10 protein-coding genes are annotated in these 15111 nt (G+C 43.5%); 8 read left to right on the forward strand and 2 right to left on the reverse strand.

What is annotated here, in order from left to right:
- Window positions 1-114 precede the first annotated feature (114 nt).
- From A3860_RS24210 to A3860_RS24250, 8 genes are all read left to right on the forward strand, one after another.
- On the forward strand, window positions 115-2241 hold the full coding sequence (locus A3860_RS24210) for a hypothetical protein (RefSeq protein ID WP_081150859.1): 2127 nt from the start codon (window positions 115-117) through the stop codon (window positions 2239-2241).
- Window positions 2242-2440: 199 nt separating this feature from the next.
- Window positions 2441-4264: an ABC transporter ATP-binding protein gene (locus A3860_RS24215; RefSeq protein ID WP_081150861.1), complete on the forward strand. Its 1824-nt coding sequence runs from the start codon at window positions 2441-2443 to the stop codon at window positions 4262-4264.
- A 559-nt stretch (window positions 4265-4823) separates the two neighbouring features.
- Window positions 4824-5993 carry a F0F1 ATP synthase subunit A gene (gene atpB / locus A3860_RS24220; protein ID WP_081152245.1) on the forward strand — a complete coding sequence of 390 codons (1170 nt, stop codon included), beginning with the start codon at window positions 4824-4826 and terminating at the stop codon, window positions 5991-5993.
- A gap of 34 nt (window positions 5994-6027) precedes the next feature.
- Window positions 6028-6267 carry an ATP synthase F0 subunit C gene (gene atpE, locus A3860_RS24225; protein ID WP_014223036.1) on the forward strand — a complete coding sequence of 80 codons (240 nt, stop codon included), beginning with the start codon at window positions 6028-6030 and terminating at the stop codon, window positions 6265-6267.
- A 100-nt stretch (window positions 6268-6367) separates the two neighbouring features.
- A complete protein-coding gene (gene atpF / locus A3860_RS24230; protein ID WP_081150863.1) occupies window positions 6368-6862 on the forward strand; it encodes a F0F1 ATP synthase subunit B in 495 nt (164 codons plus the stop codon).
- Between the two features lie 81 nt (window positions 6863-6943).
- Window positions 6944-7507, forward strand: coding sequence for an ATP synthase F1 subunit delta (gene atpH, locus A3860_RS24235; RefSeq protein WP_081150865.1), 564 nt, complete (start codon window positions 6944-6946; stop codon window positions 7505-7507).
- A gap of 35 nt (window positions 7508-7542) precedes the next feature.
- Entirely contained in the window at window positions 7543-9123 is a 1581-nt protein-coding gene (gene atpA / locus A3860_RS24240; RefSeq protein WP_081150867.1) for a F0F1 ATP synthase subunit alpha, read from the forward strand.
- A gap of 1480 nt (window positions 9124-10603) precedes the next feature.
- Window positions 10604-11917 carry a T9SS type A sorting domain-containing protein gene (locus tag A3860_RS24250; RefSeq protein ID WP_081150871.1) on the forward strand — a complete coding sequence of 438 codons (1314 nt, stop codon included), beginning with the start codon at window positions 10604-10606 and terminating at the stop codon, window positions 11915-11917.
- 88 nt (window positions 11918-12005) lie between these two features.
- Here A3860_RS24250 and A3860_RS24255 read toward each other — a convergent pair whose 3' ends face one another.
- On the reverse strand, window positions 12006-14387 hold the full coding sequence (locus A3860_RS24255; RefSeq protein WP_081150872.1) for a T9SS type A sorting domain-containing protein: 2382 nt from the start codon (window positions 14385-14387) through the stop codon (window positions 12006-12008).
- A gap of 184 nt (window positions 14388-14571) precedes the next feature.
- Window positions 14572-14853 carry a hypothetical protein gene (locus tag A3860_RS24260; protein ID WP_081150874.1) on the reverse strand — a complete coding sequence of 94 codons (282 nt, stop codon included), beginning with the start codon at window positions 14851-14853 and terminating at the stop codon, window positions 14572-14574.
- Between the last annotated feature and the right edge of the window lie 258 nt (window positions 14854-15111).

The following is a 15111-nucleotide window of genomic DNA, read 5'->3' on the forward strand; positions in this document are numbered from 1 at the left end:
GGTCATATTTTTGCTCTACTTCATACAGATGTGCAGCATATGAGGATACATATACGTTTTATTGTAATTTGTTCACTGGTTTGCCATACCGCTCTTGCGCAAACTTCAGTTCCTATGAAAGTGTCGAGAGATCGGGAATTATGGCATGGCAATATCGATAAGCAGCAGAAAAAGATCATTCAAATAAATAGTCAGGGTAAAATTGCCGCCGATACCACTATCAGTCTGCATATAATGGATGCCCTCATAAGAGGTATTGATGAAATACAGAACGATATTGAAAGCGATTCTACCTTAAGCGGTCAGGGTAAGATAAAATACCTGCGCAGCATCGATTTTCTGTTGCAGGGTTATGTGTCGAATCTCAATCGCCGCGATTATCCCGCTTCGCTGGCGCCTGCCCTTGTTAAAGCTTTTGCCAGGTGTATGGAGCTCGACAAGCAACACCAAAGCTTTGCCCCTGTTATTCAAAATAATGATTATGGTGTTGGAAAGATCCTGGTTGATTGTCTTAAATATTCAGAAGATAACCCAGGTATGGCTGGCGCCCGCAACATACTTACGCGGAAGTACCTTACCATGCACCCCGATCAGATAATGCCGGAACTGGCTAAAAATCCCAACGCCTATTTTGCCGACAGTCTTATAAAGGAAGCATTAAAGATCGATATAGGCAGAGTATATGATTATGCACAGGCCCGGGGGCCGCTGGGCGACCGCATTCGCCATCACAGTGATTCAACTGTGCAATTGGTGGCCCGCATTGCCACCAGTAAAAGCGGCCAGTTGTATTTTCCTTTCCTCGATAACCTGATGCGCGGAAAGATCACGCTCGAAGCTATTGACAGCGTAAAAGATAATGACCTCAATTATTTCAGGTTGCTGGTTAAAACCCGTATTGAATATGTAGCACGCCAGTTACCGCCTTATAATGATACCGCCAACCAGATGCAGGCACTAACCGATATGATGTCGCGCAAGGCGCGGCAATATTTTATACGTGAAATAAATGCGTTACATACGGTACCAAACCCCAACATTCGCTTTCGCCGGCTCGAAGGCTTAACAGCGCAGGAACTTTATTACCTCGCAGTTTTGGGCGAGGATGAAATTTATACTTCCAGCTACGTGAGTGGGGTGTACCCGCGTATATGGCAACATATAGCTAAAGGCGACAGTTTGATCATGAGCGTGCGTGGCGACTACTTCAGGAAATTCATTAAAATGGCGGCTGGCTATAACGAGTTGAATGATTTTTTGGGCAGAATGGATAAAGCGAATGCCGAAACCATGATGAAAGCATTTGTGATCGGACTGGAGAAACCGCGTAAAATAAATGACCTCGAAGATGCCGTTGACGTGGCAGACTCATACAGCAGCATTATGGACAAGAGTAAAGAGCTGGCTGCTTTTATTTTGAACGAAGTGAATGTTAGCTATACTAAAAATGTGCAGGAGAATAATAAAAGAGGGATGGTAATTTATAACCTGCTGCGCATTTTGTTTGAATCGGCCGACACCACCAAGAAAGTTGATCTGTCTACTTTATTAGGTATTCCTTCTATTTATGGTAAAAATTATAATAATCTCGTTGATGACAGCGGCCGCGTAATTCAGCAGGTGTTCTTTTATGGCGATGAAGATAAGGACGGTCAATCCTCCTATCAGAATTTTATGACAATGTTCCGGGGCAAGCCGGGCTGGCGTATCGATGAAAGAAAAGCTGAATGGACGACCATAACTTCAACCAAAGGTAAACCGGTTTGGATATTTGCCAACAAGCCATTGTATGGTGAAGATGATCCTGATGATAAAGCGCAGGATAAACTGATCGAATACCTGCAAACACGCGATTTAAAACCCACCATGGTAGTACACCGGGGGCATAGCTATCACCTGTCAACTACTTTACACAAGTTACCGCCAAGCGCGCGCATTATAGTACTGGGTAGCTGTGGTGGTTATAATAACCTCAATGAAGTATTGACCGTTTGTCCCGATGCGCACATTATTTCTTCGAAACAGGTAGGAACAAAAACAGTGAACGAGCCAATTTTGCAGGCTATCAACGACCGGTTGCTGGCCGGCAGGGATATTGACTGGATAAGTATGTGGCGCGAGCTCAAAACTAAAAAGTTCGCTACCGGCGAAGCCAAAGAAAGATTCGACGATTATATTCCTCCATACAAAAATCTTGGCGCTATTTTTATTAAAGCCTACCGCAAAGCGATGGGAGAATAAAATAGTTTATAAGTTTTTTAGTTTTAAGATTTTAGTTTACCACCCGGGCAAATTACTGTTCATTTCAGGTTTCGCGAAATGCGGCAGCTATAATCTTATAAGCCTGTTAAATGTTATGCGTACCGCCTAAATTGGGGAATAACCATAACTCAAAAACAATACACCATAAGCCAACTAATGCTATCTTTGCAAACTCGTTATGGCAGGAAAAAGCTCGGGGAAGATCATATTTGATTTAAGTTTACTGAAGCGGGTATTTCAGTATGCAAAGCCCTATAAAACGAAATTCATTCTTTCGGTTATAATGGCTATCCTGCTTGCCGTTATTTCACCTGTACGGCCCTGGCTTATTCAGATCACCATAAATGACTACGTTCATCAGGGTGTTGTTGGCGATAAAGCAAAGAAGATCTCGGTTGAACAGGTGATCATCTGGATCACCGTACTGCAGATCGGTTTATTGTTGCTTGAAACTGCCTTCCGTTTTTATTTTTCCTATCTGACTTCGTGGCTGGGACAAACCGTGGTGAAAGACCTGCGGGTAAACGTTTACCGAAAAATACTGGGGTTGAACCTGTCGCAGTTTGATACCACGCCTATTGGAACATTAACTACCCGCACCATCAACGATATTGAAGCCATCAACGATATTTTTTCGGATGGGTTAATACCCATCATCGCCGACCTGCTGTCGATCATTGCAGTGCTGGTGTTTATGTTTTGGGTCGACTGGCGGTTGACGCTCATTAGCCTGGCTTCATTCCCCATTTTGTTAGTGGCTACCTGGTTATTTAAAGAAAGTGTGAACAAGTCCTTCATCAGGGTGCGTAATGCAGTGGCCAACCTGAATGCATTTGTGCAGGAACATATTACCGGTATGGCCATTGTGCAGGCATTTGCAGCAGAAACAAAAGAGTTTAACAAGTTCAGGGGCATTAATAAAGAACACCGCAACGCCAACATCAATGCCATCTTTGCGTATTCAGTGTTTTTTCCCGTGGTTGAAATTGTGCTGGCTGTGGGTACGGGTTTAATGGTATGGTGGGCCGCTACGCATGCCCTGAATATTTACACGGTAAATGAAGTGGAAGGCCGGCTGCTGATTGGCAAAATGTTCTCTTTTTTCCTTTGTTTGAACCTGCTTTTCAGGCCGTTGCGGGTGATCGCCGATAAGTTCAATGTATTGCAGATGGGTATGGTGGCCAGTGACCGGGTGTTCAAAGTGCTCGATAACGCGGATGTAATAAAGACCGAGGGCACATATGCGCCGGATATGGTAAAAGGCAGCATTGCTTTTGAAAATGTTTCTTTTGCCTATGTGGACGACCGTTATGTGCTCAAAAACATTTCATTTAAGGTACAGCCTGGCGAAACCATTGCCATTGTTGGACATACCGGCAGCGGTAAAACATCTATAATCAGTTTGCTCAACCGCCTGTATCATATTCAACAGGGCGCTATTAAAATAGATGAGGTAAAAGTAGAGGACTACAAGCTGGATGCCCTGCGTAAAAGTATTGGCGTGGTGCTGCAGGATGTGTTTCTGTTTTCGGGTTCTGTAGTGGACAATATTACCCTGCGCAACCCGGCCATTTCAAAAGAGCAGGTGATTGCGGCGGCCAAAATGATCGATATGCATGATTTTATTATGCAGCTGCCGGGCGGGTACGATTATAATGTAATGGAAAGGGGCAGCAGCCTTTCGCTGGGCCAGCGCCAGTTATTATCCTTTATCAGGGCGCTGTTGTACAATCCTTCTATTTTAATATTAGATGAGGCCACTTCTTCGGTAGATACCGAAAGTGAGCTGTTGATACAGAAAGCGATCGATAAGCTTATAGCTGGCCGCACCTCCATTGTCATTGCCCACCGTTTATCGACCATTCGCAAAGCCAGTAAAATAATAGTGCTCGATAAAGGCGAAATAAAAGAAATGGGCACCCATGAGGAGCTCATAGCCCGCCAGGGTTTTTATTACAAATTGCACCAAATGCAGTTCGAAAAGCACGCTCCGGTGCCTTAACCGAATAACCGGGAGGTATCCCGGATTTGAAGTTCTCCCCAAAAAATAATCATTAGGTAATGCTAACCCGGGAAGGTTGGTAAGGGTAATGTCATATATTAAAATATAATATTCGACTTTTAGGTACCTGTAATCTTTCTACGGTCCCCGGGTTATTCTGGGGTTATGCCAGGGTATTCCCGGGCTTATCTTAGCGTTTTAACTCCGGGAAAACCCCAGGATGACCCTAAGATGACCATAGGATTGAGCGGTGGTTTACAGGTGGTTTATACTGCTTTGTATCAGGGTAAACGGGGCGAAAAAAGCCAGCTGGTTTTGACACTGCAAAAGATGAATGTAAAGCCAGGGAATAAAAAAATCGCCAGTACCCCCAGGTTTTTTGGGAAAAATTGACCAATAAGGATATATGTGCGAAATTATAATATATAGTTTGCCAGGGTAAAAGCAGTGCTTTGGGTAAAACCGGTTGAAACCTTGACCGGTGTTGAATAAATACTTTGAATTCAAGTTCGTTTTTGGCCTTCCCCTGCTTATCTTTGCGCAAAATTTAAAAACAGGTATGCTGGTCAGAAGCGTCAAATCCTTATTGGTAGCGGTTTTCAGCCTGAGTGTTGTTTTTTTTCCATTATTAGTAAAAGCCGAAGGCGGTGGTGAGCCAAAGGAAGAAAAATTAGATCCTGCCAAATTGATCATTGAACACGTTTCTGATGGTCATGAATATCATTTCGCTACGCTTGGTCATAATCCGGTTACTATTCCTTTGCCAATTATTTTATTTGAACCGGGAAAAGGCCTGAAGGCATTTATGTCTTCTGAATTTCATCATGGAGCTGAGGCCCATGAAGGCTATGTGTGGGTTACCGAAGAGTTTTTAAAAGAGCATCCTGAGCTGGCAGAAAAAAAGGATGCAGAAGGCAAGGCGCTTTACAAGAACGAGAAGATCTATATAGCTGATGAAAACGGTTTACCCGTTCTCGATGGCAAAGTGTACGACTTTTCATTAACGCGCAATGCCACGCAAATGCTCATCTCTGTTTTGTTACTGGTATGGTTAATGACGAGCATTGCCAAAAAATATAAAAAAGGTATTGGACAAACCAGCGCACCCAAAGGGTTTCAGAATGCCGTTGAACCTATCATCACTTTTGTAAGAGATGATGTAGCCAAAGCCAACCTCGGCAATAACTACGAAAAGTATATGCCCCTGCTGCTGACCATTTTCTTCTTTATTCTTATTAATAACCTGATTGGTCTGGTTCCCGGATCGGCCAACGTAACCGGTAATATTGCGTTTACCGCTATGCTGGGTTTGATCGCATTTGTGGCGATCATGATCAGCACCAACAAACATTACTGGGGCCATATTTTCAACCCGCCGGTTCCCGGAGGTGTGAAGCCCATTCTGATACCGGTTGAAATTCTGGGTATTTTTACCAAGCCTTTCGCCCTTATCATCCGTCTTTTCGCCAACATGATCTCAGGTCACGTAATCATATTAGCATTTATTTGTTTGATCTTTATTTTCGGCGCCATGAACACGGCACTGGGATGGGGTACTTCCTGGTTCTTCATTCTGCTGTCTGTATTCATTTATGTGATAGAGATACTGGTAGCCTTTTTACAGGCGTACATTTTCGCCAACTTGACAGCGGTGTTTATTGGTCAGGCTTTTGAGGGTGGACATGAGCATCATGATGCACATGGTCATGATGAACCGGCAATCATTTAAACTAAGGTCTTTTTTAATTATAAACACAAGTATCATGAATTTGATGACTATTCTGTTGGAAGTTCAGCCTGGTTATGGTGCAATTGGTGCCAGCCTTGCTGCGATTGGTGCCGGTATCGGTATCGGTCAAATTGGTAAAGGCGCTGTTGAATCAATTGCCCGTCAACCAGAAGCAACCAACGACATTCGTGCTACCATGATCCTGGCTGCGGCCCTCGTAGAAGGTGTTGCCCTTCTGGCTGCTGTTGCCGGTTTGCTGGCTGTATTCCGCTAGTAGGTTTGCACGTAAAAACAGTACTGCATTCAATGCAAAGGGCGGCGAATGCAGTATTTTTCTCTGAAAAGCAATACAACACCATAAACATTAATTTAAAATGGAATTACTTACCCCCGGATTAGGCTTGTTCGTGTGGAACTTTATCGCGTTTTTGATCCTGTTGATCATTCTGAGAAAGTTAGCCTGGAAGCCTATTTTGAAGTCGTTGAAAGAGCGTGAAACCGGTATTGCCGATTCGCTGGCTACTGCCGAAAGGGTAAAAGCTGAAATGGCGCAACTGAAAAGTGAGAATGAAGCATTGCTGGCCAAAGCCCGTGAAGAAAGAGCCCAATTGCTGAAAGAAGCCCGTGATACAAAAGACCGTATCATTGCCGAAGCAAAAGAGCAGGCCAAGGTTGAAGCCAACAAGATCATCGTTGATGCCAATGCTGCTATTCAACAGCAGAAAATGGCTGCTTTAACTGATGTGAAAAACCAGGTAGGTTCACTGGTAATTGAAGTAGCTGAGAAAGTGCTGCGCCGTGAGCTCACTGATAAATCACAACAGGAAAAGTACATTAAGCAACTGGCTGAGGAAGTGAAGCTCAACTAGGCGATTTACTAATTAGTTAATGGGCTAACGGAATACAATATTCGCTTTAGCTCCATTATTAAAATAGCACATTAATAATTTATGCCCAATCCACGTTTAGCGGCGCGTTATGCAAAAAGTTTGATCGATCTGGCCAATGAAAGGAATCAGGTTGAAACAGTATATAAGGATATGTTGTATTTGCAGGCACTTTGCAAAGAAAGCCGTGATTTTTTAGCATTGATGCGCAGCCCGGTTGTAAAGGCCGATAAAAAAGTAGCGATTGTATTGGCGGTAACTAAAGGTAAAATAAGTGAACTTACCGATGCATTTAATAGATTAATGATTACAAAGGGCCGCGAATCGTACCTGCCTGAGATCAGTTCTGCATTTGTAGAACAATACAACAAGCAGAAAGGTATTCATACGGTTAAGCTTACAACTGCAGTGCCTGTTACCGAAGAGGTGAAACAACAGATCATTGGCCAGGTGCAAAAGCAAAGCAATATGAATAGCATTGACCTGAAGACCATTGTGAATGAGGATATTATCGGCGGTTTTGTACTGGAAATAGGCGATCAGCTGGTTGATGCAAGCATTGCGTATGATCTCAACAAGATCAAATCGCAATTCATGAACAATGACTTCATTTATAAAATAAGATAGTTCAAACACACACAAAAAACTATAAAAGGTTATATATGGTAGAGATAAAACCCGATGAGATATCTGCGATATTGCGTCAGCAATTGAGCAACTTTAACGCAGCTGCCGACCTGGAGGAAGTGGGTACTGTATTACAGGTGGGTGACGGTATTGCCCGCGTATACGGTTTAAATAATGTACGTTCAGGTGAACTGGTTGAGTTTGAGAATGGAGTACGTGCAATTGCGCTGAACCTGGAAGAAGACAACGTGGGTGTGGTATTGATGGGTGAAAGCGGTGATATTAAAGAAGGTGCTAAAGTACGCCGCACCGGCAAGATCGCCTCTATTAATGTAGGCGAAGGCATGCTGGGCCGCGTGGTAAATACATTGGGTGAACCCATTGATGGTAAAGGCCCCATCGCCGGCGACAGATATGAAATGCCCCTGGAGCGTAAAGCGCCTGGTGTAATTTATCGCGAGCCGGTAAAAGAGCCGCTGCAAACAGGTTTGAAAGCCATTGACGCCATGATCCCCATTGGCCGCGGTCAACGTGAGCTCATCATTGGTGACCGCCAAACTGGTAAAACCGCCATTGCTATTGACACCATCATCAACCAGAAAGAGTTTTACGCAGCCGGTAAACCGGTTTATTGTATATATGTTGCCATTGGTCAAAAAGCATCAACCATTGCCGGTGTGATGAAGACCCTCGAAGACAATGGTGCTATGGCTTATACTACTATCGTAGCTGCATCAGCTTCTGATCCTGCTCCGTTACAGTTCTATGCGCCATTTGCCGGTGCTGCCATCGGTGAGTTCTTCCGTGATTCCGGACGTCCTGCACTGATCATTTATGATGATCTGTCGAAACAAGCCGTAGCTTACCGTGAAGTATCATTGTTGCTTCGCCGTCCGCCCGGCCGTGAGGCATATCCTGGTGACGTATTCTACCTGCACAGCCGTTTGCTCGAGCGTGCTGCGAAAGTGATCAGCGATGATAACGTGGCAAAGAACATGAACGATTTGCCCGATTCAATAAAACACCTGGTTAAAGGAGGTGGCTCGCTCACTGCTTTACCGATCATTGAAACACAGGCCGGTGACGTATCTGCCTACATTCCTACCAACGTGATCTCTATTACCGATGGCCAGATATTCCTGGAGTCGAACCTGTTCAACGCAGGTATCCGTCCGGCCATTAACGTAGGTATCTCTGTAAGCCGCGTGGGTGGTAATGCACAGATCAAGTCAATGAAGAAGGTAGCTGGTACCCTGAAACTCGACCAGGCCCTTTACCGCGAAATGGAGGCCTTCTCTAAATTCGGTGGTGACCTCGATGCTGCTACCAAGCTGGTACTCGACAAAGGTGCCCGTAACGTGGAGATCCTGAAACAAACCCAGTATACGCCTTTCGCTGTTGAAAAACAGGTAGCTATCATTTACCTGGGTACACAAGGTCTGTTACGTGAAGTGCCTGTTAAAAAGATGAAGGAGTTTGAAGAGCACTTCCTGATGGAAATGGAAAACAAACTGCCTGATGTACTGGTTGAGTTCAAAAAAGGTAATTTACCTGATGATGGCATTAAGAAAATGGTTAATCTGGCCAATACACTGATACCTCAGTACAAAGCATAACATTCAGTATTAGACGATATAAGAGCCATCTGCTAAAGCGGGTGGCTTTTTTTATTGCAGAATTCCGACGTAAAAAAAATTGCAAAAAAGTAATATTACTATTGCATAATCAAAAACCAGTTTAGATATTTGTGCATCGATCGGGCAAGCCGGTCAACTTCTCACCAATCTCCTTTTAGAACCGTACCTGTTACTTCGAATTTTAATATTCCCCCAATTCCGTGAAAACTGATTGATTTTCCCAATCCGGTCCCTTTAAAACGTAATCTGTACGAACATGTACCTTTTGAAACACATATGTATTGAATTTAATTCAGTTATCACTCAACTGATTGTCGCACTGGTTCTTGCCACGTCTGCATATTTGTTCTCGCCTGGTACTACCGGTACCGTTTCTCAACTACGTTTTATACCTGGGGCCGCCATAAACAGCAATAACGGCCATGTAAATACTAATAGCATCCATTATGCACACATACCCAACCGTGCCATGAAGCGGTTACGTATTATTAAAGTGGAGGAGGTGTGGTGTTAAAAAATGGATAGTATGAAAGTGATTGTAAATCAGGTTTATATAAATAATTAGCCTTGCGTGTTGTGAAGAAAAAAGTGCGGTAGGCAATGCAACAAATCATAGAGAAATAGTGTAATAAGTGTTATGTATGTAATATAGTACCCCTGATGGATAATTGGTGCCGAAGCGAAGTGTGCGTTATAACCGAAAAAGATTAAAGTTTTTATTTTAAAGGGTACGATCAACAACACCGTCCCGTTTCTACGGGATGGTTTTTTCTAAAAACTCTCCATTCCTATCAGAATACCCCAACCGAAATTCAATTATCTGAAGCGCGCCTTGCGCAGCTGTAGTTTAACCACCTAGTTTTTTTACATAGACAATATTTACCGAATAATAAAGCGGCCTGGTGCTGTCACCGGTCCGTTTATATAAAGAGTTTATTTTAAAGGGTACGATCAACAACACTGTCCCGTTTCTACGGGATAGTTCTTTTTTAAGATCGAACCATAAAGAGATTAAAGAGTTTATTTTAAAGGGTACGATCAACAACACCGTCCCGTTTCTACGGGATGGTTCTTTTTAAAGATCGAACCACATAAAAAGATTAAAGAGTTTATTTTAAAGGGTACGATCAACAACGCCGTCCCGTTTCTACGGGAGGGTTTTTAAAAAAGCAAATGATCAATTCTCAGGATCAATCAGCAAAAGATCGTATTACAAAAGCCTGCATGCATTTTAACTTCTGTCAGTGAATAACTGAAATCCCATTTCCTTTTTACTGCCCCCGATATCAATTTGTGCTGAGCAAATACTTATGGGTTGCTCTGCAGAAAAGCCTCTTGTATTGCACTGTTTTCCTTCTGTGTTCATAACGATAATACAATAATAGCCTGGGCTGCAATGAGCCCGGTTACCCGCTTCCTATGAACAACTCATACTGTAACAAAAAATAAATTTTATCAGATGAGTAAGTTGAACCTTATTTCCTCAAAAAGGATCCGTTCTTTATTTAGTTCGTTGGTGGCCGTTATAATGTTGGCAGCCCCTGCAGCAACCAGGGCGCAAGGCCTTGTATTTAAAAATGCCACGTTATTTTCCGGCACAGAAGGCCAGGATGGGGCCGTATACAAATTTCCTGACGTTACATCGGGGGTTGATGGTTATATAACGGTCAGCGGCCGTTCCTCCTCAGCCGTAAAATTAGCAAGCATTGACCTGGAGAACACCGGTTGGGATAAAGCCTTTCAACCCCAGGTAGCTTACAAGAAAAAGAATGCCAGCTATAATGAACGGGACTGGTGGATGGAGTTCGAGATCTCTTTTGTTTCTGCAACCAATAGTATGCCGGTAACAATTGGCAACATGGACCTTACTGCTATTGATATTGATGGCGATAATAATGATCTCAATGAATGGGTATCGTTGTATAGCCTCGATTCATATACTACCGAGCAAAATACCAAATTGCAGATAACCGATCTGCTCGAGAATATCTTAAGTGTATTAACACTTACCGGTAAAAAATTCTCAGGACCAATTACCCAGTATAGTAATATCGATACCAATGCCACCCGGGTAATGACAACAGCCAAATACACGAATAAAAACAAATTGAAGATCCGGGCTGGCGGGCATAGCAGCGACGACGATATATCGGCTGAACGCATGTATTCGTTCTGGTTCAAATCATTTACTTACCAGGCACCGGCTCAAGGTACCCTGCCAGTAGTATTAAGTGCTTTTACCGCACGGAAGAATGGAAATCAGGTTGTATTGAACTGGAGCACCGATATGGAAAGAGATGTAAGCCATTTTGTGGTTGAAAAGAGTTTCGATGGAAAGGATTTTACCGATGCCGGGATTCTGTTCACTGATGGCAATAGCGATGCGCGCAGGGAATATAATTTCAAAGATGAGCTGCATAGTAATACAGGACTTGTTTATTACCGGCTTAAGATCGTTGACCTGGATGGAAGGTATAAACAGTCGGCCGTGCGAATTATTAAAGTAACAGAAGATAACGCGGCGGGGAGCATTACGGTTTACCCCAATCCGGTTGTAAATGAGATCAGGGTAACCCTCAACAGCAACTGGCAGGACAAAGCCCTGCAGATACAGGTTATGAATACCAATGGACAACCGGTGATACAAATGGCCGATACAAAACCCGGTCAAACCGAAACCATCAACGTCAATGAGCTTACACCAGGCATATATATATTTCGGGTTTCGGATGGAAAGGAAACAGCGATGCAGCGGTTTGTGAAGCTGAGATAGGTTGCGATCAAATAGTATAAAAGCAAAAGGTCCCGTCCTGATACAACCAGGACGGGACCTTTTTATAAAATTCTACCTTCCGGACCTATTATTTTTTCAGGAGTTTTTTCTGGAAGATCTGTTCGTTACCAGCTTTAACATCCAGCAAATAAATGCCTTTAGTTAAGCCGGCCGGTATGCGAATACTGAGTGAATTGGTTCCAATACCTAATTTCTCAGTGGTGCTGTATACTTCTTTTCCAAGAAGATCGAGCAACCTGATACGAACGGTTTCAGCAGTTTTTAACCGAACCTGAACGTTTAGATCGCGGTCGAACGGATTTGGCGCTGCTTCTATATCCAGGTCTTGGGCATTGAGCTTAATGATACCTGAATAGGTATAGTTTCCACCCTTTTGAATAGCCTTCAGGCGATAATAACGAATGCTAGCGAATGTATGCTGCGCGTCGGTGAACTGATAGGTGTTGGCCGAGCTGTTGGGACTGCCCTTGCCAGCCACGGTGCCGGTGGTGGTGAATTTAGTGCCGGTTTCAGAAAATTCTACTTCATAGGTAGCAACATTTTCATCGCCGTTCATACTCCATGTCAACAGGGACCGGTCGTCAACCAGACTGCCTTTAAATTTCAGGTTGCTTAAAGGCAATATACCATCTGAATAGAAGCAGGTTGGCGTTTGACCTACGTTGGTGGGGTCGTTTGAGTTTACGAACATCACATTACCATCGGCATCGAGCAAAGTGATCTTCGACTGGTTACAAACCTGCACATTGGGCAGGGTTGCCACCCGGAATTTTACCACCGCGGCATTGGCAACACCAGGCTTTATGATACCGGGGTCTTCGCCTTTTGTCATTACCAGCTTACCGCCAGATACTGCATAAGGCATTATACCACCGCTTGCATCGGGTATTAATGAGTCGTTTATTTTGGTAGTATGGGTTACGTATGTAGTGGCTGGCGGAATGTAATCATACATATACACACCTGCCGCATTGATGTTACCGTAATTGGTTACTGTAATGCTGTATTCAACGGTATCGCCCCCATTTACCACAGAGGTACCATCTATGTTCTTATATGATTTAGTGGCTATGATCGAGCTTGTTAATACGGGGAAACCGCAGGACGCGAAGTCACCGCTATAGTATACGTTGGAGGCGCCTGCAGCGTTGAACCTCGTTGTAGCCATTGTTGACAAATTAAGCGTATACACATCGGTGTATGCGCCACCGATATATACAGTACCATACGCATCGATGGCCAGTGCCTGGCTGGCTCCGCCCGGATAAGGGTTTACCGTACCCATGTACGTAGCTACCCGGGTTGAAGGGTTGATCTTGTACATGTTACCGCTGTTGGCGATCAGGTATAATTTACCATTACCATCGGCAAAAAGGTCACCCCCGGCATCGGCGAACACATCGCGGGTGCCATTGGTTGCCGCATTGGTAAGGGCCCCATAGCGGGTAATAACCGGCGTTACCAGTCCCGAAGAATCTTTAAAACCAATTCTGATAAAGTCCAGGGCATTGGAGGTAAGCCCATACAAATAGCCATCAGAACCCATGCCCAAACGGTTAACGTTGTAACCGTTGTTGGTATTTGTTTCAACCTGATATCCTGTAAATCTATAAGCAGTGTAGGGGCTACTGGTGCTAAGGTTTACGTAACTAAGGTCCTCTCCACCGGAGTTATTTATAAAAAACAGCCACTTTCTGGTGCCGTCATAAGCGATGGCTGCAGAACTGCTTAAGATACTGGCACCGCCGATGGTACTACCTGTAAAGGCGTCCTTTTGAGTGCCACCAGCATTATAATAAAGCGTAGTCGCCTTGCCATAATTACTGGAAGTGGAGTTATTAACGTTGCGAATATAATTGTAACTGGTAGTACAAGGCCAACTACAACCAGTGGTAGTAGATGGTGTAGTTTGGTAAATATTATTACAGGGAGCATCAACAGTAATATTTGTTGTTACTGTATTGGTGGCCTGTACGGTTGACACGCTGTTCTGGCTGGCGTCAACGGTAGCGTTATTGAAGACGCTTCCTCCATTGGCCGTAACCTTAACCTGGAAGATAATGGTGGCTGTTATGTTGGGAGCCAGTATACCTGCACCAAATGTGGGTGATTTAATATAACCGCCACTGCCTGCATACGGCATTTTACCGCCACTGGCATCTGCTACAGCTGCACCATTAAGGGTAGTTGATCCCGTTATATACGTAGTGCCCGCCGGCACGTTATCGTATAATTTGGTTGCAACATAGTTTTGGGCAGTTTTGTTGGTGACAGTAATGGTATACTGCAAAATTTCGCCAACTTTTGCTGAGGTACCATCACCACCCGTGGTGATGTTCTCCACAGCCTTCTGAAAATCTAATGACACCTGTGCCTGCGTACGTGCCTTGAAGCCCAATAGCAATAAGGCAAAGAGCGCGGCTCTCAAAGGGTAGAATTTTAAGTTCATAGGTTCCGGATTTACTCATGAATTTTTTATAGTTAATTCAGTCATCATAACCGGGAAACAGGCCTCGAGCTGCTTCATCGATTATAATCTCTACATTTTTTACTTACGGATTAAATTATATTTCTGTGTTACTCATTTAATTGCATCGGCCACATGTTTTAGTTTATCAGGTTATTGTATCTGTTTAGTTCAGTTCTGTATATGTTATTTTATTTTTTGAATGAGTTTGCTGGAACACAATGCTGGCGGCATCCCTGTTCTTGATCAGTTGATTATATCCGGTAAAACTTACTGAAGAGGAATGAAAGCGTGAAATAGTGTTGAGGCTATGGTTGTACAGGAAAACAGTTCCAGTAACCACGGGCATGATGTTACCAGCAACAGGAAGTTGACTGGCCGGGTTAGCAGGGCGGCAAAATCCATCTAAACGAATAGACGGAAATAAAGGAGTACGGTTCCTTTTCATAGTTTCAAATACGGATATGAATAATTAAAGGCGAAAGTTGCACTTTTTCGCCAATCGTACAACGCAAAACCCCTATGCATATTTTACAGGTAAATATGTAGATGACTTAAGGGTTTGATATTATATTTTGTTGCCTTGTGAAAAACGATACAAATCAAATGGAAACGAATAGTGTATAATTTACTATCAAAGGAAAAACGATTTATCAAATTGATTATCAAACAGATGATTGATTTTTTAATGATATTCCTTTATTAG

Origin of the sequence: Niastella vici, assembly GCF_002077945.1 — a bacterium.
Taxonomy (GTDB): Bacteria; Bacteroidota; Bacteroidia; order Chitinophagales; family Chitinophagaceae; genus Niastella; species Niastella vici.

Bases quoted from the DNA above. Each gene is read 5' to 3' on its own strand.
- atpA (WP_081150867.1), top strand. From the start codon at position 7,543: ATGGTAGAGATAAAACCCGATGAGATATCTGCGATATTGCGTCAGCAA.
- atpF (WP_081150863.1), top strand. From the start codon at position 6,368: ATGGAATTACTTACCCCCGGATTAGGCTTGTTCGTGTGGAACTTTATC.
- A3860_RS24260 (WP_081150874.1), bottom strand. From the start codon at position 14,853: ATGAAAAGGAACCGTACTCCTTTATTTCCGTCTATTCGTTTAGATGGA.
- A3860_RS24215 (WP_081150861.1), top strand. From the start codon at position 2,441: ATGGCAGGAAAAAGCTCGGGGAAGATCATATTTGATTTAAGTTTACTG.
- atpH (WP_081150865.1), top strand. From the start codon at position 6,944: ATGCCCAATCCACGTTTAGCGGCGCGTTATGCAAAAAGTTTGATCGAT.
- A3860_RS24210 (WP_081150859.1), top strand. From the start codon at position 115: ATGAAAGTGTCGAGAGATCGGGAATTATGGCATGGCAATATCGATAAG.
- A3860_RS24255 (WP_081150872.1), bottom strand. From the start codon at position 14,387: ATGAACTTAAAATTCTACCCTTTGAGAGCCGCGCTCTTTGCCTTATTG.
- atpE (WP_014223036.1), top strand. From the start codon at position 6,028: ATGAATTTGATGACTATTCTGTTGGAAGTTCAGCCTGGTTATGGTGCA.
- A3860_RS24250 (WP_081150871.1), top strand. From the start codon at position 10,604: ATGAGTAAGTTGAACCTTATTTCCTCAAAAAGGATCCGTTCTTTATTT.
- atpB (WP_081152245.1), top strand. From the start codon at position 4,824: ATGCTGGTCAGAAGCGTCAAATCCTTATTGGTAGCGGTTTTCAGCCTG.